Below are 17,846 nucleotides of genomic sequence, written 5' to 3' on the forward strand. Positions count from 1 at the left end.
ATGAAACTCTATTACGCTCCCGGCTCCTGCGGCCTCGCTTCGCAGATCGCATTGCAGGAGGCCGGCCAGGCCTATGAACTGATCAAGGTCGACTTCAAGACTAAGACGACGGTCGAAGGCGACTACCTGCAGGTGACACCCAAGGGCTTCATCCCCGTCCTCAAGCTCGACGACGGCGACTTGATCACCGAGGGCGCGGTGATCCTGCAGTGGATCGCCGACCGGCATCCCGAGCACCGGCTGCTTCCGCCCTTCGGCACGCGGCAGCGCTACCGCGCGCTCGAGTGGCTGAACTTCGTCGCGAGCGACCTGCACAAGGGCATGGCCGTGATGTTCTCGCCCTACCTCGACGCGGACACCAAGAAGCGATTCGCGGAGGGCAACCTCACGAGCAAGTTCGCCTACATCGACGAGCACCTGTCGGCCAACGACTATGTGCTGGGCGCCGATTTCTCGGTGGCCGATGCCTATCTCTACAACGTGCTGTCGTGGCCGCCGCGCGTGAGCATCGATCTATCGGGTTACGCGGCGATCCAGCGCTTCATGGTTCGCATGGGACAGCGCGCCAGCGTTCGCGCGGCGGTGGAAGCGGAACGCCTCGCGGCCCGTTAACTGGAAGCCGGCGGCCACAGAACCGGAAACAGCGGATGCGCCATCGGCGCCCCCGCCGGCAGCTGCTCGGCCAGCCCCGGGAAATCCGGCGAGGTCTTCCAGCGCCGCGGCGCATGGCGCATGTCGTCGCCCAGCATGCGGACCGAGAACACCCGCCGCCGCCGTCCGGGCTCGAGCCCGGCCGAGGCGTGCAGCGTGAGCATGTTGAAGGCGATGGCGTCGCCGGGCTCCACGGCCCAGCCGAGGATGTCGTGGGCCGCGCGGTCGGCCTCGATGTCGGGCAGGTCCGCCAGCGCGCCTTCGGGAAACCACTTGGCCTCGTTGGTCATGAAGGTGCGCGGCATCAGCCACGGCCCCTTGTGCGAGCCGGCGACGAGCTCCAGCGTGGAGGCGCGCGACACCGGATCCACCGGAATCCAGAAGCTGACGTTCTGGCTGCCCTCGACGTTGTAGTAGGGCTGGTCCTGGTGCCATGGCGTGCGCTGGCGCGTGCCTGATTCCTTCGTGAGCATGTGGTCGTGATAGAGCCGCACCTGGGTGCTCTTCGTGAGCCTGGCCGCGGCGGCCGGCAATGCCGAGCGGGAGATCACGTCCCAGTACGCCGGGATCTCCTGCCAGTTGCAGAAGTCCTCGATGAAGAAGCCCGGGTCGTCGGGCCGGCTCGCCACCTTCGCGCGCACGCTCGGCGCGGCGAGGTTGGCATCGATACCCTGGCGCAGCAGCTCGACCTCGGCCGGCCGCAGGACGCCGCGCAGCACGATGGCGCCATCGCGCGAAAATTCCTCGACCTGTTGGTCCGATGGAAGCCGGTCGTCGGGTCGTGCATTCATAGGCGGTGTCTCCTTCGAGGTAGGCAATGGTTGCGGGGCCGAAGGCAGTCTAGAGTGACGGCTTGCAAAACAGCCCATCCAATCGGACAAGCGATCGAGCAAGCCGGACAACATGAAGCGACAACTCAAATCCGCCGCCGATGGGCAGCCCGTGCTCTTCAAGGTCGTGCACCTCGCGCCGGGCGGCACCGCGCCGCGCGACAGCCACGAGGAAGGGCAGTTCGTGCACGCGATCTCGGGCGTGATCGAAGTCGGGATGAGCGGCCGGGTTTTCCTGGCGCCGCCGCAGTACGGCGTGTGGATTCCGCCGCGCGTCGAGCACCTGTCGAGTAACCGCCATGCGGCCAGCTACGCCACGGTCTATCTGGCCGAGGCCCTGTGCGACGTGCTCCCCAAGCGCGCCTGCACCATGGTCATCAGCCCGCTCACGCAAGCCGTGCTCGACAGCCTGCGCGGCCGCTCCATCGAGGTGCCGCGCAACCCGGCCGAGCAGCGCCTGTTCGAGGTCCTGCGCGATGAGCTGGCCATCGCGCCCGGCCACGACAGCTACCTGCCGATGTCGGACGACCCCCAACTGGGCCGCGTGCTCGAGGCCTTGCAGGCGCAACCCTGGGATGGGCGCTCGCTCGCCGAATGGGCCGCCACGGTGCATTCGACCGAGCGCACGCTGGCGCGGCGCTGCGAGCGCGACCTGCAGATGCCGTTCAGCGAGTGGCGCCAGCGCCTCAAGGTGATCCGCGGGATCGCCCTGCTGGAGGCGGGGCGCGCGGTGAAGGACGTCGCCATCGAGCTGGGCTACGGCTCGCCCTCGGCCTTCATCGCCATGTTCTGCAAGCAGATCGGCATGACGCCGCAGGCGTACATCCGGCAGAAGGGGCGCTGATCAATCGAGCCGGTGCCCGCCGGCCGCATCGAACAGATGCGCCTTCGCCGCCACCGGCCACTCCATTCGAGAGTGGTGGAAAGCAGCCCTTTTTGGCAGGGTCACGTACTTCATTTAGAAACCATAGGCTATGGCTACGGTGCCAGCCCGCTGCATGCTGCACTTGACTATCGTTGGTGAGCGCTAATTCGAGGCGTGGAGGGCGAGAGTAATATGGATTCGATCAAATTCGTCCATCCCAGACGTCTTCAAATTGAGCGAGATGATGACCCTTTTTCTGAAATTCTGTACGTCGATCTTATTGCTGGGAGGCCTGCTGGCTTGCTCGCCGAGCTCGGAAGAAGGTCTGAGTCAGATTCCTTCGACATTTACGGGATCTCTGGATGTGCATCCTCAAGGCCGTCTTACCAAAGATCTGTACCTTGCCATCGTAGGTTTGGCCAAGCGATATGGCATGGATCCTCGTGGCGATGGCGCAAGTGATGGGCAACAGTGGCAAATACAGATTTATTGTAGAAAACAATATGTGGGAGGCGGAACGACTGCCAGGGACGGAAGCTTGGTGATGTTCGATCTTGTCATTTATGGTTTTCAAGATGAACAAGCCTACGAACGGTTTAAAGCTGAAATGGTTGATCTGATGAGGCCATATGGGGCGCTTCGTCTCAATCCCGAGCATCGACACCTGAGCCAAGAAGAATTGCTCAAGCGAGGAAATCACAACGGAATCGACGTGAGTTCAAAGTGCGGACCAGGGCATGGTGAATGAACTCCTGGTCCGGTTGTGGCCCGAACTGCTTTCGCAATGAATTGAGCGAATGGCTCCGCGACGCGCGAGGTGAGTGCGCCAGGATCAGTTTCTGTCGAGAGAAGCAGCATCGCCGCTTTCTTGATGAAGCAGACGCTCACCAGGCGAGTTGAAGTCGCGGGATGCCTCCACCAGCCAGTGATTCTCCGTACGGGAGCGCCGCGTGTTCCTCGCGCCCGGTATCCGTGAAGTCGCTCAGCACGTCGTCGCGCAACCGGATGAAGGCCGGATCGCTGCGGTTGCGCGGATGCCGTAGGTCCACCGCCACGGTGCGGCGGATACGCCCCGGCGATGGCTGCATCACCACCACGCGGTCGCCGAGGAACACGGCCTCCTCCACGTCGTGCGTCACCAGCAGCATGGTGATGCGTTCCTTCTGCCAGATGCGCTGCAGCTCGTTCTGCAGCCGTGCGCGCGTGAGGGCATCGAGCGCGCCGAAGGGCTCGTCGAGCAGCAGCACGCGCGGCCGGTTGACCAGGCCGCGTGCGATGGCCACGCGTTGCGCCATGCCGCCCGAGATCTGGTGCGGCCACGATTTCTCGAAACCGCCGAGGCCGACCAGCGCCACGTGCTCGGCCACCAGCTCGGCCTTCTGCTTCGCGCCGAGCGGCGCGTTGCGCAGGCCCACTGCGATGTTCTGCTCGACCGTGAGCCACGGGAACAGCCGGTGGTCCTGGAACACGATGCCGCGCTCGCGGCCGGTGCCCGCGATCGGCTGGCCGCCGAGCAGTATCTTTCCCTCGTACTGGTCGTCGAGCCCGAGGACCAGCCGCAGCAGCGTCGACTTGCCGCAGCCGCTCGCGCCCACGATGCTGGTGAAGCTGCCCGGCGGCACGTGCAGGTCGATGTTCTCGAGCACCTGCAGTTCGCCGCCGCGCGCCTGTGCCTGCGCGTAGCGCTTGCCGAGGCCGCGGATGTCGAGTTCGTTCGATGCGATGGAGGTGCTCATGGTGCGGAGAGGAAGAGGTGTCAGGCCCTGCCGGTCCAGCGCGCCAGCCGGCGTTCGAGCGCGCGCGCCGAGGCATTCATCAGCCAGCCGACCAGGCCGATGACGAACATGCCGAAGATCACCAGGTCCATCTGGAAATGCTCGCTGCCCTCGATCAGGGTGTTGCCGATGCCCTTGCCGGCCACCAGCAGGTATTCGGCGCCGATGGTCGCGAGCCAGGAATAGATGAGCGCGAGGTACACGCCCGTGAAGATGGCGGGCAGCGCGGCCGGCAGCACTACCTGCGTGAGCGTCTGCCAGCGCGTGAAGCCGTAGACGCGCGCCACCTCGAGCAGCGCGGGCGGCACGGTGCGGATGCCGTCGCAGGTGTTGACCACCACCGGCACCAGCGCGGCCAGCGAGAGGAACACCACCTTGGCCACGTCGCCGAGGCCGAACCAGACCGAGATCAGCGGAATCCACGCGAACAGCGAGATCTGCTTGAAGGTGTTGAAGCTCGGGCCGACGATGCGGTTGAACAGCGGCCACAGGCCCAGCAGCGCGCCGAGCACCAGGCCCGAGGCGGTGCCGATCAGGAAACCCGTGGCCTCGCGCGCGAGGCTGGCGCCGAGCGCGCGCCACAGGCGGCCGCTGACGATCTGGTCGGCGGCGGTCGCGAGCACCTTCTGCGGCGAGACCAGCAGCGCCGAGTTCACCACGTCGAGCCACGACAGCAGCGCCCACAGCGCGATCGCCACGGCGGGCAGCACCAGGCCGCGCCAGCGGCTGCGATCGACGGGCCGCAGCGGCTGCACCGCGGCCAGTTCGGCCGCGTCGCGCGACAGCGAGGCGGGCCCGCTCATCGCGCGGCACCGCCCGGGCGGTGCCGGTGCAGCGCGTTCTCGAGCCGCTCGAGCAGGCGGTCGATGGCCCAGCCGATCGCGCCCACGATCACCACCGCGGCCATCACCAGGTCGAGCTGGAACAGCTGGCGGCCATAGACGATCAGGTAGCCCAGCCCTTCGCTCGACGCGACCAGCTCGACCACCACCAGCGACAGCCAGGCCTTGGTGAAGCCCAGCCGCACGCCCGTGAACAGCGTGGGCACGGCATGCGGCAGCACGATCTCCAGCATCTGCTGGCGCCGGCTGTAGCCGTAGACCTCGCCGACCTCGCGCAGCGACTGCGGCGTCTGCCGGAAGCCCTGCAGCGTGTTGAGCGCCACCGGCACCAGCGCCGCCTTGGCGATCAGGATGTACTTGAGCGGCTCGCCGATGCCCACGATCAGCAGCACGAAGGGCAGCCAGGCCAGCACCGGGATCTGCACCAGTGCGTTGAAGCTCGGCAGCAGGTAGGCCTCGACGCGGCGCGACAGCCCCATGGCCGTGCCCAGCAGCAGCCCCAGCAGCGTGCCGATCGCGAAGCCCACGCCCACGCGCGCGAAACTGGTGCTCACGTGCAGCCAGAGGTCGCCGCTGGTCGCGAGGTCGCGCAGCGTCTCGGCCACGAACTCGGGCAGCGGCAGCACCTGCGGCGAGATCCAGCCCTGGCCGGCACCCACGAACCACAGCGCGAGCAGTGCGGCGGGCAGCAGCCAGGGCAGGGCGGCGTCGCCGAGGCGGCGCCACGGCAGCGACAGGCGCAGCGGCGCCGCTTCGCCGCGCTGCAGGACCGCCGACAGTTCGGCTTCGGCGCTCATCGCGACGCGACCGCGGGCCCGCCCTTCGGCTGACCCTTCGCGTCGGAAGCGCTCCAGTAGCCCTCGAGACCCTGCTTCTTGAGCGCGGCCTTGAGGTAGCGCGTGTCGAACCAGTCGTCGACCGTGACCTCGCGGCGGATCAGCTTGAGCTTGAGTGCGTCGCCGACCACGGCCTTGTAGCGCGCCACGATGAAGTCGTCGGCCAGCGGCGAGTTGCGCTGCGCCAGCGGCTGCTTGTCGAACTCGGCGGTCCAGGAAGCGACCGGCGTGCCGCTGCGGGCCCAGATGCGGAACAGCTCGTCGCGGTTCTTCTCTTCCGACGACCAGTGCGCGGCGCGCACGAACACGTCGACCACGCGCTGCACCTCGGCGGGGTTGGCCTGCTCGAACTCGCTGCGCACCAGCAGCGCTGCCTGGCGCGTGAGCGCCGGATCGCGGCCCTGGGTGGAATAGACCACCTTCGCGAGTCCCTGGTCGCGCACCTTGAACCATTCGTAGCCGCCGAAGGCCGCATCCACGCCGTTCGAGACCAGCGCCGCCTGCGCGCTGCCGGTGTCGAGGTTCACGCCCTTGATGTCGCGCTCGGCCAGCCCGTCGGCCGCGAGCACGTTGATGGCGACCAGGTGGCCGTTGGTGCCGCGGAAGATCGACACCGTGCGGCCCTTGAGGTCCTTGATCGACTGGATGTTCGATGGCGTCGGCGTGACCAGGTAGAGGTTGTTGCGCGCGCCGCTGACCAGCAGCACCTTGGTCTTGAGGCCGTTCGAGCGCCCGACGATCGAGGGCAGGTCACCCTGGTAGGCGAAGTCGATCTGCTTGTTCGACAGCGCCTCGTTCACGGCCGGGCCCGCGCCCTTGAAGAACAGCCACTCGACCTTGATGCCCGAGGCCTTGAACTCCTCCTCGAGCCAGTTGTTGGCGCGCGCCACGCCGCCGGGCGAACCGCCCCAGGTGACGGGATCGCCGCCGCCCGCCGTGGCCACGCCGATGCGGATGGTGTCGGGCGCGGCCTGCGCCGAGGCCGCGAGGGCGGTGGCCAGCAGCGCGGTCCAGCGCAGCAGATGCCGCACGGGCTTCATGGCGTGCCTTTCTTCGCGGCCAGCTTGCGGCCGACCTCGGTGCCTTCGAAGAAGCGCGGATTGGCCTCGGTGTAGAAGCGGTGCGGGTTCTCGAACACGAAGGCCCGGAAGTCGGCCGCCGAGATCACGCCCTGCTGCACCAGGTCCCAGGTCTCGGCCAGCGGCTCGGTGAACTCGGGCACGTCCCAGTGGCCCACGTCGGACGACCAGATCGCGTTGATCTTCACGCCCAGCGGGTTCACCTTGTCGTTGAAGGCCGCGGCCACGGTGCGGTCGTCGGCTTCCGAGCCGAAGTAGAAGTTGTTGACCCAGCGGTCGCGGATGTCCTCGACCTTCTCGATGCCCGCGAGCGCGAAGTCGTCGATCTCGCTCTCGTTCGGCTCGCGGCTGTGCGGCAGCGCCGAGATGCCCAGGCTGTCGCGCAGCAGCGTGGCCTTGTCGAGCGTGCGGCCCTTGACGAAGTCGCTGCCGTAGCGCTCGAACAGCGAGGCCAGCAGCTCGATGTCGGCCTCGGCCGGGTCGTAGTTGCGCACCGCATGCCGGTTGCGTTTCTCCCAGCGGTCCACCAGGTGCGTGTAGACGTGCGAGCCCCAGTCCGCGCCGCCCTCGAGCAGGCCCACGCGCAGCCCCGGAAAGCGCCGCGTCACGCCGCCGAAGAACAGCGCCTTGGCGAAGGCCTGCGAGCCATCGGCGAAGTGGCCGATGTGGTTGTTCATGTAGTTGCTGATCGACTGCCGGCCGGTCCAGCCCTGGCTGCCGTAGTGCGTGGTCACCGGCACGCCGAGCTCCACCACCTTGGCCCAGAACGGGTCGTAGTCGTGCTCGCTGTCGATGCCGTAGAAGTCGATGTAGCCGACCTGCTTGGCGATCTCGGGATGCTCGGCGGCCGGGTACTTCTCGGCGATGGCGCGGATCGGGCGGCGCACGCCGCCCGCGATGTTGATTACCTTCAGGCCCAGCGTCTTGACCGCGAACTCCAGCTCCTCGATGCCCTCCTGCGGCGAGTGCAGCGGAATGCCCGCCACCGGCGTCAGGCGGTCGGCGTAGGGCCGGTACTGGTCGGCGTGGAAGTGGTTGATGGCGCGGTGCAGCGGCTGGCGGTACTCGCTGCCGGCCGCGGCCGGCGAGAGCACGTCGTTGGGGAACAGGATCGAGTAGTCCGAGCCCTGCTCGCCCAGGCGCTCGTGCAGCAGCGCGGGCAGGGTGTAGGTCGCGAGGTCGTAGGTGTTGCGCGTGACGCGGGCCCACCAGGGCGCGCGCAGCGTGCGGTGGAACTGGCGTTCCTCGGCCGACTGCTGGTACCAGTCCTTGCCGCCGCCGTTGCGCGTGACGAAGCGCCCGCCGAGCGCCTTGCGCAGCGCATCGACCAGCTTGTTGCCGCCGTACTGCGCCACGTAGTCCTCGAGCACGGGCGCGAAGTCGTTGACGTGCACGTCGGTGTCGATCACCGGATGGTCGAGGCCAGCCTTCACGGCGGCCGAGCGCGAGGCATGCACGCGCTGGAGTCGGTCGTTCATCTGCGGGGTCCTTGCTGAAAGAGGATCGACGCAGACTAAGGTGGCCGCCGGTGGCGGGCCAACGAAGGCTTTCAGGGATGCTTAGCCGTCGTTCGCATAAGGCCGGATCACGCGGCGGGCGCCGTGCGATCGGCGATGGCCTCGAAGAAGGAAGCGATGAGCCGGCTGTCGCGCCGCTCGCGCAGGCAGCACACGTGGATGTGGGTCGAGACCACGTCGCCCTCGATGCGCACCGGCCGAAGGCGCGGGTCGGGCACGTACTCGGATTCCGAGACCGTGCCGATGCCCAGCCCGCGCGCGACGGCCTCGCGCAGCGCCTCGCGGCTGCCGATCTCCATCGCGACCTGCACCGCGATGCCCTGCTTGGCGAGCGCGTCCTCGAGCGCCTTGCGCGTGGTCGAGCCCGGCTCGCGCATCAGCAGCGGCTGGCCCGAGAGTTCGCGCAGCGCGATCGCCTCGCGCTTGGCGAACGGATGGCCGACATGAACGAAGGCGATCACCGGGTAGCGCGCATAGAGCTGCATGTGATAGCGCTCGTCGGGAAAGCGGCTTGCCACCACGCCCACGTCGCTCACGTAGCGGTCGAGCGCGTCGAGCACCACCTCGGAGTTGCCCAGCGTGACCGAGATCTTGATGCGCGGATGCACCGCGTGGTAGGCCTCGATCATCTCGGTGACGTGGTACGGGCCGACCGCGCCGACCTTCAGCGAGCCGTGACGCAGCTTGCCGCTGTCGTCGAGCAGCGAGCTCATGTCGCCCTCGAGCGCGATCATGCGCCGCGCCAGCGGCAGCATCTCGAGGCCGAGCGCGGACAGCTCGACGCGGCGCCCGCGCCGGTGGAACAGCTCGGCGCCGTACTCGCGCTCCATCATCTGGATCTGCGAGTTGAGCGTGCTGTGGCTCATGCCCAGCGTGCGTGCCGCGGCCGTGAATCCGCCGTCGTGGGCGACCGCGACGAAGGCGCGGATCTGGTTGAGCGTCACTGCGGGTCTCCGGGATCGGTGGGTCGTTGCGAAACGCACCATGATGCCGGCCGATCGTGATGGCCTCGTGTAAGCGTGCCGCCGCGCTGGGCGGCGGCACCTTGCACTACGAGGCGGCGACGCCCATCGCCGGATCGCTGGTGCCGTCCTGGCCGGTCTCGAGCCGGCCAGCGAAGCGCCGCTCGAAGCCATCGCCCATGGTCAGCGTGAAGTCGTACCAGCTGTGGGTGTCGGCGAGGCTCCACGAGGGCTCGAGCTGCATGCCCGGCGACACGGTGTAGGTCCACGGGCCGTCGCCGCGGTAGGCGTTGGCGCGCACCGTCACCGCGGCCGGGGCCTCGCCCATGTTCATGATGGTCAGGCGGACCGCGTTGCGCTCGGGGTCGTAACACACGCGCACCTCGGGGTTGGCGGCGCCGGCCAGCGCGCCGAGCTGGCCCTTGAAGCGCCGGTGATAGCCGTTCGGCCCCAGCACCCAGAGGCTGTAGCGGCCCGCGTCGTCGGTGCTGGCCTGCCAGGCGTCGGAGATCATCTTGCCGGCCTCGACGGTGTAGCGCCGCGGATAGCGCGTGAGGTTGAGTTCGTCGTAGACGTGGAACACCGCGCCCTGCGTGCCCGTGTTGCTGAAGCTGAGCCACACGCGGCGGCCCGCCAGGTCGACGTTGGCGCTGGTGTGCAGGCGGTAGGGCAGCGCGCGCGAGGGGCGCAGCGCCAGCGCCTGCGAGGGTAGCGGCACCGAGCCCGCGGCGGGCACGGGCACGCCCGGCGACGCCACCTGCTGCGAGTAGGTGGCATCGGCCTGCGCGCGCGTGGGCGCGGGCACCAGCGCGGGCCGGGCGCCGTTGGGGTTGCGGAAGTCGAAGCAGGACATGAGGTCGCCGAACACCGCGCGCCGCCACGGGCTGATGTTGGTCTCGCGCACGCCGAAGCGCTGTTCGAGGAAGCGCAGCGTCGAGGTGTGGTCGAAGGCCTGCGAGTTGACCCAGCCGCCCACGCTCCACGGCGAGATCACGAGCATCGGCAGCCGCGAGCTGGCGCCGAAGGGGCGACCGTCGGGCGTGCGCTGGCTCGAGTCGCCGGCCGGCGCCGGCATCGTGTAGTACTCGTTCGCGATGTCCACCGTCGACTTGCCTTCGTGGCTGCCGTCGGCGTTGCGCCATGGCGGCGCCGGCGGCGGCACGTGGTCGAAGAAGCAGTCGTTCTCGTCGAAGTTGATGATCAGCACCGTCTTGCTCCAGACCTCCGGGTTGGCCGTCAGCATGTCGAGCAAGGTCTGGATGTACCAGGCGCCCTGCTGCGGCACCGACATGCTCGGATGCTCGCTGTAGGCGCCGGGCGCGACGATCCAGCTCACCTGCGGCAGCGTGCCCGCGGCGATGTCGTCGGCCACGGCCTGCAGGAAGCCGCCGTCGGGCATGGTGTTGCCGAAGCCCTTGTAGAGCGGCGACAGCGCCTCCATCGCCGGGCCGTAGGCCGCGTTGGGCGAACCCTGCGCGCGCAGCTGCTCGTCGACCGCGCGGTAGGACGCGAAGGCGACCAGCTGGTTGTTGTTGCTGTTGTTGCCGGGGCGCGTGTAGACCTTCCAGTTGACGCCGGCCGCCTGCAGGCGCTCGGGGTAGGTGGTCCAGTTCAGGCCGTCGCCCGAGGGGCCGAGGCCGCCCCAGTTGGCGTTGGTGACGCAGGCGCGGCCGACGACGTTGGCGCCGTTGGTGCCGCTCCACAGGAACATGCGGTTGGTGAAGGTGCCGGTGTGGATCGACGTGTGGTATGCGTCGCAGACCGTGAAGGCATTGGCCAGCGCCCAGTGGAACGGCAGGTCGGACTGGCGCAGGTGGCCCATCGAGATCTTGGTGTTCTTGGCCTTGGGCCAGGCCGCCATGCGCCCGCCGTCCCAGGCCGCCTGCTGGTCGCCCCAGTCGTGCGCGCCGCCCACGCGCAGCGCATTGCCCTTGGTGGCGTCGAGGTAGAAGGGCTGCACCGTGTCGGATGCGCCCTGCTGCAGCCACACCGGGTGGCCCGAGGCCATCGGGATGGTGAAGCGGTCGCTGAAGCCGCGCACGCCGGGCATGGTGCCGAAGTAGTGGTCGAAGGAACGGTTCTCCTGCATCAGGATGATGACGTGCTCGACGTCGTTGAGCGTGCCCGTCGCGTTGTGGGCGGGGATGGCCAGCGCGCGCTGGATGGCGGGCGGGAAGGGCCCGAGGGCGGCGCTGGCCGCGGCGGCGCGCAGCAGGGCGCGGCGGTTCAAGGTGGTCATGGTGATCGGCGGTGAAGGTGGTGGCCGGACGTGCGCTCAGGGCGCGCAGTCGAGCCTGGAATTCCGGACAGGGACGTCGGCGCCGGACTCGGCGCCGTTGCCGGGCGCCGAGACGATCGGCACCTGGGGCGCGGCGGCGCCATCGCCGCCCGCATTGGCCGCGGGCAGCGCGGCGAACGGGGCGCCTGACCCGCCGCCACCGCCGCAGGCGGCGAGCAGCGTGCCAGCGGCGCAGGCCAGGGCGAGCGCCTTCGCGGCGGCGTGCCATCCGGGAAAGAGAGTGGATGTCATCTCGTTTCCTCTCAGTTGGCCGGCAGCGTCGACAGCGGCTTGTTCGACAGGAAGATCGACTGCAGCTCCGCATCGGTCAGCACGCGGTTCCACATCGCGAGGTCGCCGAAATGCTCCTGGTAGGTCGGCGCGGTCGCGCACTTGCCCGCGACGTACGGCGGCGTGACGGAGCCATTGCACTTGTTCATCAGGAAGGTGCCGGTGCCGTCGTCGCCGATGCCCCAGTGCGGGTACGGCGAGAGCTTCGAGAGATCGACAGCGCCGGTCGACTTGCCCACCGCCACGCGGTTGGTGGTGCTGGTCACGGGATCGAACACCGTCATGTTCATCGTCTTGGCCACGCCGTCGACCGAGAAGGCGATGTAGACCCAGCGGTCGATGGCGATCTGCGTGTAGGGGCTGGTCGGCCCGTCCGCGCGCACGCCGCCGCCCGAGCCGATGTTGAAGGCCACGCCGCACTGGTCGCCCGAACTCGCGAACAGGCCGAGCGCGACGCCCGCGTTGCCGCCGCTGACATAGCTCTTGTTGGAGAGGATGGTCACGTTGTTCTTCGAGACGCAGGCGGGCGTCTTGAACCACAGGCCGATGGTGAACTGCGGTGCCGTGCCCTTGGCGATGTCGAAGCCTTCGGCCGGCGTGAGCCGGTAGCCCTCGATGCCGGCGGTGGTGACGTAGTTGGTGTCGATCAGCAGGCCGTGCGTGCCCGGGAACGGACCCGGAACGACCAGGCCGGCGGCCGCGGGCAGGTCGCTCGCGGCCGGGCCCATGGTGCTGTGGCCCATGGCATCGACCGGCGGCAGCGTGGCGCTGAACGGGTAGTAGGAGACCAGCCCGTTCTTCAGCGTCGGCGCCAGCGGCACCGGCGGCACGTACGACACGCGCGGCGAGAGCACGGCCCGCGCGGCCGCGTCGTCGCCGTCGCCGGCCTGCACCGTGTAGTCGAACTGGTAGCTGCCCTTGGCCGTCAGCACCTGCGCGAGCTGGCTGTCGGTGAAGGTGGCGGTGCCGGCCGGCAGCTTCGACGCGATGGGCTGGCCGTCGCGCAGCACCGTGATCGCGCCTGTCGAAGGCGCCACCCAGTCGAGCTTCACGCTCACGGTGGCGGAGTTGTTGTCGAGCACAGAAGCCGTGAGCCGCGACACGGGCTGCGCGCCGGTGAGCCGGCCGCCGTCCATCGGGTGCGCCTTCGCATCGGGCAGCGCCTTCAGGTGGCCGAGCACGGTCGGCGCCACGTCGGCGATGCTGGCGTAGCCGTAGAGCTCGGCCAGCGTCTGCGGCAGCGCCGCGCCGATGCCCTGCGTTGCGATGTTGGCGGGCTGGTTCAGGCCGATGAAGGTGCTCGATTCGGGCACCAGCGGCAGGCCGTCGTCCTGGCTGTTGGCGCTGAGGCCGTGGTTGCCGGTGATCACGACCAGCCAGCGTTCGTTGGCGCGCTTCGCGGTGGCCGCGAGCAGCGTGCCGACCGCCTTGTCGAGCGTGGCCAGCGTGCCCGCGTACTGCGGAGAGGCGAGACCGAAGTCGAGCGCCGCGTCCTTGCTCGCGCGGTATTGCGCGAGCACGGTGGCGTAGTTGCCGCCGATGAATTGCGTGGCCTGCGTGGTCACGCAGTCGGTGGCGGTCGCGTCCTGCGAGCAGTCGGCCAGCGCATCGAGCGTGCCGCTGTCGTGCTCGGAGGCCAGCAACTGGGCCAGCCCGGCCGAGGCCACGGCGGCGCCGTTGCTCGTGCCGTTCTTCGCCTTGGCCAGCTGGAACACGGTGGCGCCGCGGATCGCCTGCTTCGGCGCTTCCGACATCACCTGGTGGCGCGCGGCCCAGGTGCCGGTCAGCAGCGTGGCCCAGCCGGGCGTGTCGAGCGTGGGCTGCTGGCTCGGCGTGCCGGCCATGCCGCCGCTGTAGGCCAGCCGCGGCTCGAGCTGCGCGAGGTTGGGCAGCGTGCCGGCGGCGATGCCGCTGCGCACCGCGCCGTAGGTGGCGCCATCGAGGTCGATGACCAGCGCGCGGCTCACGGCCGGCGTCGAGGGGCCCTCGGGCGTGTCGCCGCCGCCTTGCGTGGGCGGCAGGAAGGGCAGCGAGGCGCCGCCCCCGCTGCCGCCGCCGCAGCCCGCGAGCGCGGCAACGAGCGTGGCAGCGAGCGCGAAGGCGCGCGTCGCTGCGGCCCTGCGGCGGCGCGTGGATTCAGGGAAGCGGCGCGCCGGCGTGGCGCGGGCCGCGGGGGCGTGGGGTATGCGTTGCTCGACTGGCATGTCTATCGGCCTCTGGTGGTGGAGTGGCCGAATTACAGAAGAGCGGGGTGACGTGCCAGAGACGAAAGCCCATGAGTATTTCGTTCGTCCTGTCGGTTTTTTCGTCAGATCGATCGGTGCGAGCGCGGCTCACGATGCCTCTTCGAACTCCCCCTTGCGCAGCTTCAACGCCACGTCGAAGAAGGACGCGAGCACGCGGCTGTCGCGCCGCACCTGCAGGCAGTAGAGGTAGGTCTGCGTCACCGCGGGATCGCCCTCGATGCGCACGGTGCGCAGGCGCGCGTCGGGAATGAACTCGGCCTCGGAGACCGCGCCGATGCCGATGCCGCGCGCGGCCGCTTCGCGGATCGCCTCGCGGCTGCCGATCTCCATCGCGAGCTTGGGTCGAACGCCCGCGCGCGCGAAGGCCTCGTCGAGCGCGCGCCGCGTGCTGGAGCCGCTCTCGCGCTGCAGCATGGGCTGGCCGTGCAGTTCCTCGAGCCGGATCTCGCCGCGCCTGGCGAACGGATGCTCGCGGTGCACGAACAGGATCAGCGCATGGCGCGCATACGGCGTCGCGCTGAAGCCCGGCGCCTCGTGGAAGCGCGCGAGCACGCCGATGTCGACCGCGTATTCCTCGAGGTCCTTGAACACCGACGACGAATTGCCCATGCGGATCGAGACGTCGAGCCGCGGATAGCGCCGGCGGTAGGCGTCGACCATCTCGATCACGTGGAAGGGACCGACCGCGCCGAGCTTGAGCTCGCCCGACTGCAGGTCGCCGCTGTCGTGCAGCAGGTTGTACGAATCGAGCTCGAGCGCCGCGATCTGGCGCGCGATGGGCAGCAGGCGCTCGCCGACGCTGGTGAGCTCGATGCGGTGACCCTGGCGGTGGAACAGCATCACCTTGTGCTGGCGCTCCAGCGCCTGGACCTGGGTGGTCAGCGTGGGCTGGCTCAGGCCCACGGCGCGCGCGGCGGCGCTGAAGCTGCCGTGCTGGGCAACGGCGAGGAAGGCGCGGAGTTTGGCGGCGGACATCCATAGATTGTTTGAATGGAATCGTGACAAATCAGTGATCGATCTGATATGCGCCTGTCACATGGCGTTCTTAGCCTTGGGGTAGTCGCGGGCCGATGCCTGCCGTTCCGGTCCCTTCCAGTCCCTTTTCCCATCCCCAACACCACCATGAACACCCTTCTTCGCCTGCGCCGCAGCCTGATCGTCCTGGCCCTTTCCGCGGTTTCCGCGGTCGCCGCCCTGCCGGCCCTGGCCGCGCAACCCCTCACCATCGGGCTGATCCCGGCCGAGGACTCGCAGGCCATGATCGAGAGCAGCCGCCAGGTGCTCGACAGCCTGCAGCAGCAGCTCGGCATGCCGGTCAAGCCCTTCGTGGCGACCGACTACAACGGCGTGATCGAGGCGCTGCGCTCCAAGAAGCTCGACGTGGCCTACCTCGGCCCGTTCTCGTACGTGCTCGCGAACCAGGTCGCGGACGTGGAAGCCTTCGCGGTGGCCGTGACGAAGAAGACCGGCCAGAGCTCCTACAAGAGCGTGATCATCGCGCGCAAGGAAAGCGGCATCGCCAAGACCGCCGACCTCAAGGGCCGCAGCTTCGCCTTCGTCGACCCGACCTCGGCCTCGGGCCACCTGTTTCCCAAGTCGGGCCTGCTGCAGGCCGGCTACGACCCCGAGACCTTCTTCGGCCGCGTGATCTTCTCGGGCTCGCACGACGCCAGCATCCTGGCCGTGGCCAACAAGAAGGTCGATGCCGCCGCCGTGGCCGACCGCATCCTCGCGAGCGCCATCGCCAAGGGCCAGGTGAAGCAGGACGAGCTCGAGATCGTCTGGTCGTCGAACCCGATCCCCGAGTCGCCGATGGTCTGGCGCAAGGACCTCGATCCGGCGCTGAAGGCGAAGATCGCGAAGGCGCTGGCCAACGTGAAGGACCTGCCGTGGGGCGACCAGGGCGTGCTCAACGGCTTCCAGCCCACCACCGACGCGGCCTACAACGTCGTGCGCGACACCGCCAAGGTGCTCAAGCTCGACCTGCGGAGCATGAAGTGATCCGCATCCGGCAGCTCACCAAGCGCTATGGCGACAACGCCGTGCTGCGCGGTGTGGACCTCGATGCCGCGGCGGGCGAGTTCGTGGTGGTGCTCGGCGAATCGGGCGCCGGCAAGTCGACCCTGCTGCGCTGCGTGAACCGGCTGGCGCTGGCCGACGGCGGCGAGCTCAGGGTCGACGGCATGGACGCCGTGAACTGCGCCGACACGCGCGCGCTGCGCCAGCGCGTGGCCATGATCTTCCAGCACCACAACGTGGTGCCGCGGCTCAGCGCGCTGAAGAACGTGCTCACGGGCCGGCTCGGCGCGGTGTCGACCCTGGCCTCGGTGCTGCACTTCTTCAGCCGCGCCGACATCGCGTTGGCGCACGAATGCCTGGGCCGCGTGGGACTCGCGCACAAGGCCCATGCGCGCACCGATTCGCTCTCGGGCGGCCAGATGCAGCGCGTGGGCATCGCGCGCGCGCTCGCGCAGCAGCCGCGGCTGATCCTGGCCGACGAGCCGGTCGCGAGCCTCGACCCGCAGACCTCGCGCAAGGTGCTGCAGTACCTGCGCGATGCCTCGCGCGACCTCGGCATCACCGTGCTGTGCAACCTGCACCAGGTCGACTACGCGCGCGAGTTCGCCGACCGCATCGTCGGCCTCTCGCAGGGCCGCGTCGTGTTCGACGGCGCGCCGCAGGCCATGGGCCCCGACGACATCGACCGCATCTACGTGCCGCAGCCCGCGGCCGACCGCAAGGAGCCCGCCGCCCCGGCGGCCGTGCCGCTGCCGCTGCTGGCGCGCACCGAAGGACACGCATGAACACCCCCTCGACCCGATACGCCTGGACCGGCCCGCTGCCCGAGAGCCGCCGCGGCTGGTTCAACCTGCTGATCGGCCTGTGCGTGGTCGGCTGGGCGCTGCAATGGAGCGCCGGCGGCGCGCAGCTCAGTTGGTCCGAACTGGCGGCGGGCCTGCCGCAGATCCTCGATTTCCTGGGCCGCACCATGCCGCCCGATACGAACATCCTGGGCCGCCTGGTCGCGCCCGCGCTCGAGACCATCCAGATCGCCGTCTGGGGCACGCTGCTGGCGGTGCTGCCCGCGATTCCGCTGTCCTTCCTGGCGGCGCGCAACCTGCAGAGCCGGCGCTGGGTCTACCAGTGCACGCGCCAGGCCCTCAACGTGGTGCGCAGCATCAACGAGCTGATCCTCGCACTGGTGTTCGTGTCGGCCGTGGGGCTCGGTCCGTTCCCCGGCGTGCTGGCGCTCGCGCTGCATGGCGCGGGCATGCTCGGCAAGTTCTTCGCCGATGCCATCGAGGAGATCGACCAGGGACCGCTCGAGGCCCTGCGCGCCACGGGCGCGCGGCCGCTGCAGGTCATCGTGTTCGGCGTGCTGCCGCAGGTCGTGACGGCCTGGATCGCTGTCGTGCTGTACCGCTTCGAGGTGAACCTGCGCTCGGCCACCGTGCTGGGCATGGTGGGCGCGGGCGGGCTGGGCTTCGAGCTGGTGAGCAGCCTCAAGCTGTTCCGCTACCAGGAGACCGCCACCTGCATCATCGTGATCACCGTGATGGTGATCGTGGCCGACCTGCTCTCGAGCCAATTGCGCCACCGCATCCAGCACAGCGGCCGGCACTGAAGGCCGCGCGGATCTTTCTCTTGAGCGCCCGGCTGCATGACGCGGCCGT

17 protein-coding genes are annotated in these 17,846 nt (G+C 69.0%); 6 read left to right on the forward strand and 11 right to left on the reverse strand.

Going from position 1 to position 17,846, the window contains the following annotated elements; genetic code table 11:
* Positions 1 to 612 carry a glutathione transferase GstA gene (gstA, locus tag AC07PU_RS00915; protein WP_495314456.1) on the forward strand — a complete coding sequence of 204 codons (612 nt, stop codon included), beginning with the start codon at positions 1 to 3 and terminating at the stop codon, positions 610 to 612.
* On the opposite strand, the gene AC07PU_RS00920 is transcribed toward gstA, so the two are convergent.
* Positions 609 to 1,442 (reverse strand): phytanoyl-CoA dioxygenase family protein, encoded by an 834-nt coding sequence (locus AC07PU_RS00920; RefSeq protein ID WP_398492282.1) that lies wholly within the window; start codon positions 1,440 to 1,442, stop codon positions 609 to 611. The two genes, gstA and AC07PU_RS00920, sit on opposite strands and share 4 nt — an antisense overlap.
* A gap of 112 nt (positions 1,443 to 1,554) precedes the next feature.
* Between AC07PU_RS00920 and AC07PU_RS00925 the strand changes: the two genes are divergently transcribed.
* Entirely contained in the window at positions 1,555 to 2,325 is a 771-nt protein-coding gene (locus AC07PU_RS00925) for an AraC family transcriptional regulator (protein ID WP_495314459.1), read from the forward strand.
* A 265-nt stretch (positions 2,326 to 2,590) separates the two neighbouring features.
* Positions 2,591 to 3,094: a hypothetical protein gene (locus AC07PU_RS00930; RefSeq protein ID WP_495314461.1), complete on the forward strand. Its 504-nt coding sequence runs from the start codon at positions 2,591 to 2,593 to the stop codon at positions 3,092 to 3,094.
* 136 nt (positions 3,095 to 3,230) lie between these two features.
* On the opposite strand, the gene AC07PU_RS00935 is transcribed toward AC07PU_RS00930, so the two are convergent.
* From AC07PU_RS00935 to AC07PU_RS00980, 10 genes are all read right to left on the reverse strand, one after another.
* Positions 3,231 to 4,082, reverse strand: coding sequence for an ABC transporter ATP-binding protein (locus tag AC07PU_RS00935; RefSeq protein ID WP_495314463.1), 852 nt, complete (start codon positions 4,080 to 4,082; stop codon positions 3,231 to 3,233).
* Positions 4,083 to 4,102: 20 nt separating this feature from the next.
* Positions 4,103 to 4,924 (reverse strand): ABC transporter permease, encoded by an 822-nt coding sequence (locus tag AC07PU_RS00940; RefSeq protein WP_495314465.1) that lies wholly within the window; start codon positions 4,922 to 4,924, stop codon positions 4,103 to 4,105.
* The gene (locus tag AC07PU_RS00945) at positions 4,921 to 5,760 is read right to left on the reverse strand and encodes an ABC transporter permease (protein WP_495314467.1); all 840 of its coding nucleotides are present in this window, start codon (positions 5,758 to 5,760) and stop codon (positions 4,921 to 4,923) included. Before AC07PU_RS00945 ends, AC07PU_RS00940 begins: the two co-directional genes overlap by 4 nt.
* Entirely contained in the window at positions 5,757 to 6,839 is a 1,083-nt protein-coding gene (locus AC07PU_RS00950; protein ID WP_495314469.1) for an ABC transporter substrate-binding protein, read from the reverse strand. Before AC07PU_RS00950 ends, AC07PU_RS00945 begins: the two co-directional genes overlap by 4 nt.
* Positions 6,836 to 8,356, reverse strand: a complete 1,521-nt coding sequence (locus AC07PU_RS00955; protein WP_495314471.1) for an amidohydrolase family protein — start codon at positions 8,354 to 8,356, stop codon at positions 6,836 to 6,838. The genes AC07PU_RS00950 and AC07PU_RS00955 overlap by 4 nt, the downstream gene beginning before the upstream one ends.
* A gap of 107 nt (positions 8,357 to 8,463) precedes the next feature.
* The gene (locus AC07PU_RS00960) at positions 8,464 to 9,339 is read right to left on the reverse strand and encodes a LysR substrate-binding domain-containing protein (protein ID WP_093346780.1); all 876 of its coding nucleotides are present in this window, start codon (positions 9,337 to 9,339) and stop codon (positions 8,464 to 8,466) included.
* 106 nt (positions 9,340 to 9,445) lie between these two features.
* Positions 9,446 to 11,596, reverse strand: a complete 2,151-nt coding sequence (locus AC07PU_RS00965; RefSeq protein ID WP_495314473.1) for a phosphocholine-specific phospholipase C — start codon at positions 11,594 to 11,596, stop codon at positions 9,446 to 9,448.
* Between the two features lie 36 nt (positions 11,597 to 11,632).
* Positions 11,633 to 11,887 (reverse strand): hypothetical protein, encoded by a 255-nt coding sequence (locus AC07PU_RS00970; protein ID WP_495314475.1) that lies wholly within the window; start codon positions 11,885 to 11,887, stop codon positions 11,633 to 11,635.
* An 11-nt stretch (positions 11,888 to 11,898) separates the two neighbouring features.
* Positions 11,899 to 14,130, reverse strand: coding sequence for a hypothetical protein (locus tag AC07PU_RS00975; protein WP_495314477.1), 2,232 nt, complete (start codon positions 14,128 to 14,130; stop codon positions 11,899 to 11,901).
* Positions 14,131 to 14,259: 129 nt separating this feature from the next.
* Positions 14,260 to 15,147, reverse strand: coding sequence for a LysR substrate-binding domain-containing protein (locus AC07PU_RS00980; protein ID WP_495314479.1), 888 nt, complete (start codon positions 15,145 to 15,147; stop codon positions 14,260 to 14,262).
* Positions 15,148 to 15,294: 147 nt separating this feature from the next.
* Between AC07PU_RS00980 and phnD the strand changes: the two genes are divergently transcribed.
* The 3 genes from phnD to phnE are packed head-to-tail and all read left to right on the forward strand — an operon-like array spanning position 15,295 to position 17,797.
* Positions 15,295 to 16,173: a phosphonate ABC transporter substrate-binding protein gene (gene phnD / locus AC07PU_RS00985; protein ID WP_495314481.1), complete on the forward strand. Its 879-nt coding sequence runs from the start codon at positions 15,295 to 15,297 to the stop codon at positions 16,171 to 16,173.
* The gene (phnC, locus tag AC07PU_RS00990; RefSeq protein WP_093346793.1) at positions 16,170 to 16,976 is read left to right on the forward strand and encodes a phosphonate ABC transporter ATP-binding protein; all 807 of its coding nucleotides are present in this window, start codon (positions 16,170 to 16,172) and stop codon (positions 16,974 to 16,976) included. Before phnD ends, phnC begins: the two co-directional genes overlap by 4 nt.
* Entirely contained in the window at positions 16,973 to 17,797 is an 825-nt protein-coding gene (gene phnE / locus AC07PU_RS00995) for a phosphonate ABC transporter, permease protein PhnE (protein ID WP_093346796.1), read from the forward strand. The genes phnC and phnE overlap by 4 nt, the downstream gene beginning before the upstream one ends.
* The last annotated feature ends 49 nt before the right edge of the window (positions 17,798 to 17,846 follow it).

Source organism: Variovorax sp. GW821-FHT10D07, from assembly GCF_059415325.1.

What these genes read in the sequence shown, in the direction of transcription:
- gstA (WP_495314456.1), top strand. Translation starts at nt 1, where the DNA reads ATGAAACTCTATTACGCTCCCGGCTCCTGCGGCCTCGCTTCGCAGATC.
- AC07PU_RS00920 (WP_398492282.1), bottom strand. Translation starts at nt 1,442, where the DNA reads ATGAATGCACGACCCGACGACCGGCTTCCATCGGACCAACAGGTCGAG.
- AC07PU_RS00925 (WP_495314459.1), top strand. Translation starts at nt 1,555, where the DNA reads ATGAAGCGACAACTCAAATCCGCCGCCGATGGGCAGCCCGTGCTCTTC.
- AC07PU_RS00930 (WP_495314461.1), top strand. Translation starts at nt 2,591, where the DNA reads ATGACCCTTTTTCTGAAATTCTGTACGTCGATCTTATTGCTGGGAGGC.
- AC07PU_RS00935 (WP_495314463.1), bottom strand. Translation starts at nt 4,082, where the DNA reads ATGAGCACCTCCATCGCATCGAACGAACTCGACATCCGCGGCCTCGGC.
- AC07PU_RS00940 (WP_495314465.1), bottom strand. Translation starts at nt 4,924, where the DNA reads ATGAGCGGGCCCGCCTCGCTGTCGCGCGACGCGGCCGAACTGGCCGCG.
- AC07PU_RS00945 (WP_495314467.1), bottom strand. Translation starts at nt 5,760, where the DNA reads ATGAGCGCCGAAGCCGAACTGTCGGCGGTCCTGCAGCGCGGCGAAGCG.
- AC07PU_RS00950 (WP_495314469.1), bottom strand. Translation starts at nt 6,839, where the DNA reads ATGAAGCCCGTGCGGCATCTGCTGCGCTGGACCGCGCTGCTGGCCACC.
- AC07PU_RS00955 (WP_495314471.1), bottom strand. Translation starts at nt 8,356, where the DNA reads ATGAACGACCGACTCCAGCGCGTGCATGCCTCGCGCTCGGCCGCCGTG.
- AC07PU_RS00965 (WP_495314473.1), bottom strand. Translation starts at nt 11,596, where the DNA reads ATGACCACCTTGAACCGCCGCGCCCTGCTGCGCGCCGCCGCGGCCAGC.
- AC07PU_RS00970 (WP_495314475.1), bottom strand. Translation starts at nt 11,887, where the DNA reads ATGACATCCACTCTCTTTCCCGGATGGCACGCCGCCGCGAAGGCGCTC.
- AC07PU_RS00975 (WP_495314477.1), bottom strand. Translation starts at nt 14,130, where the DNA reads ATGCCAGTCGAGCAACGCATACCCCACGCCCCCGCGGCCCGCGCCACG.
- AC07PU_RS00980 (WP_495314479.1), bottom strand. Translation starts at nt 15,147, where the DNA reads ATGTCCGCCGCCAAACTCCGCGCCTTCCTCGCCGTTGCCCAGCACGGC.
- phnD (WP_495314481.1), top strand. Translation starts at nt 15,295, where the DNA reads ATGAACACCCTTCTTCGCCTGCGCCGCAGCCTGATCGTCCTGGCCCTT.
- phnE (WP_093346796.1), top strand. Translation starts at nt 16,973, where the DNA reads ATGAACACCCCCTCGACCCGATACGCCTGGACCGGCCCGCTGCCCGAG.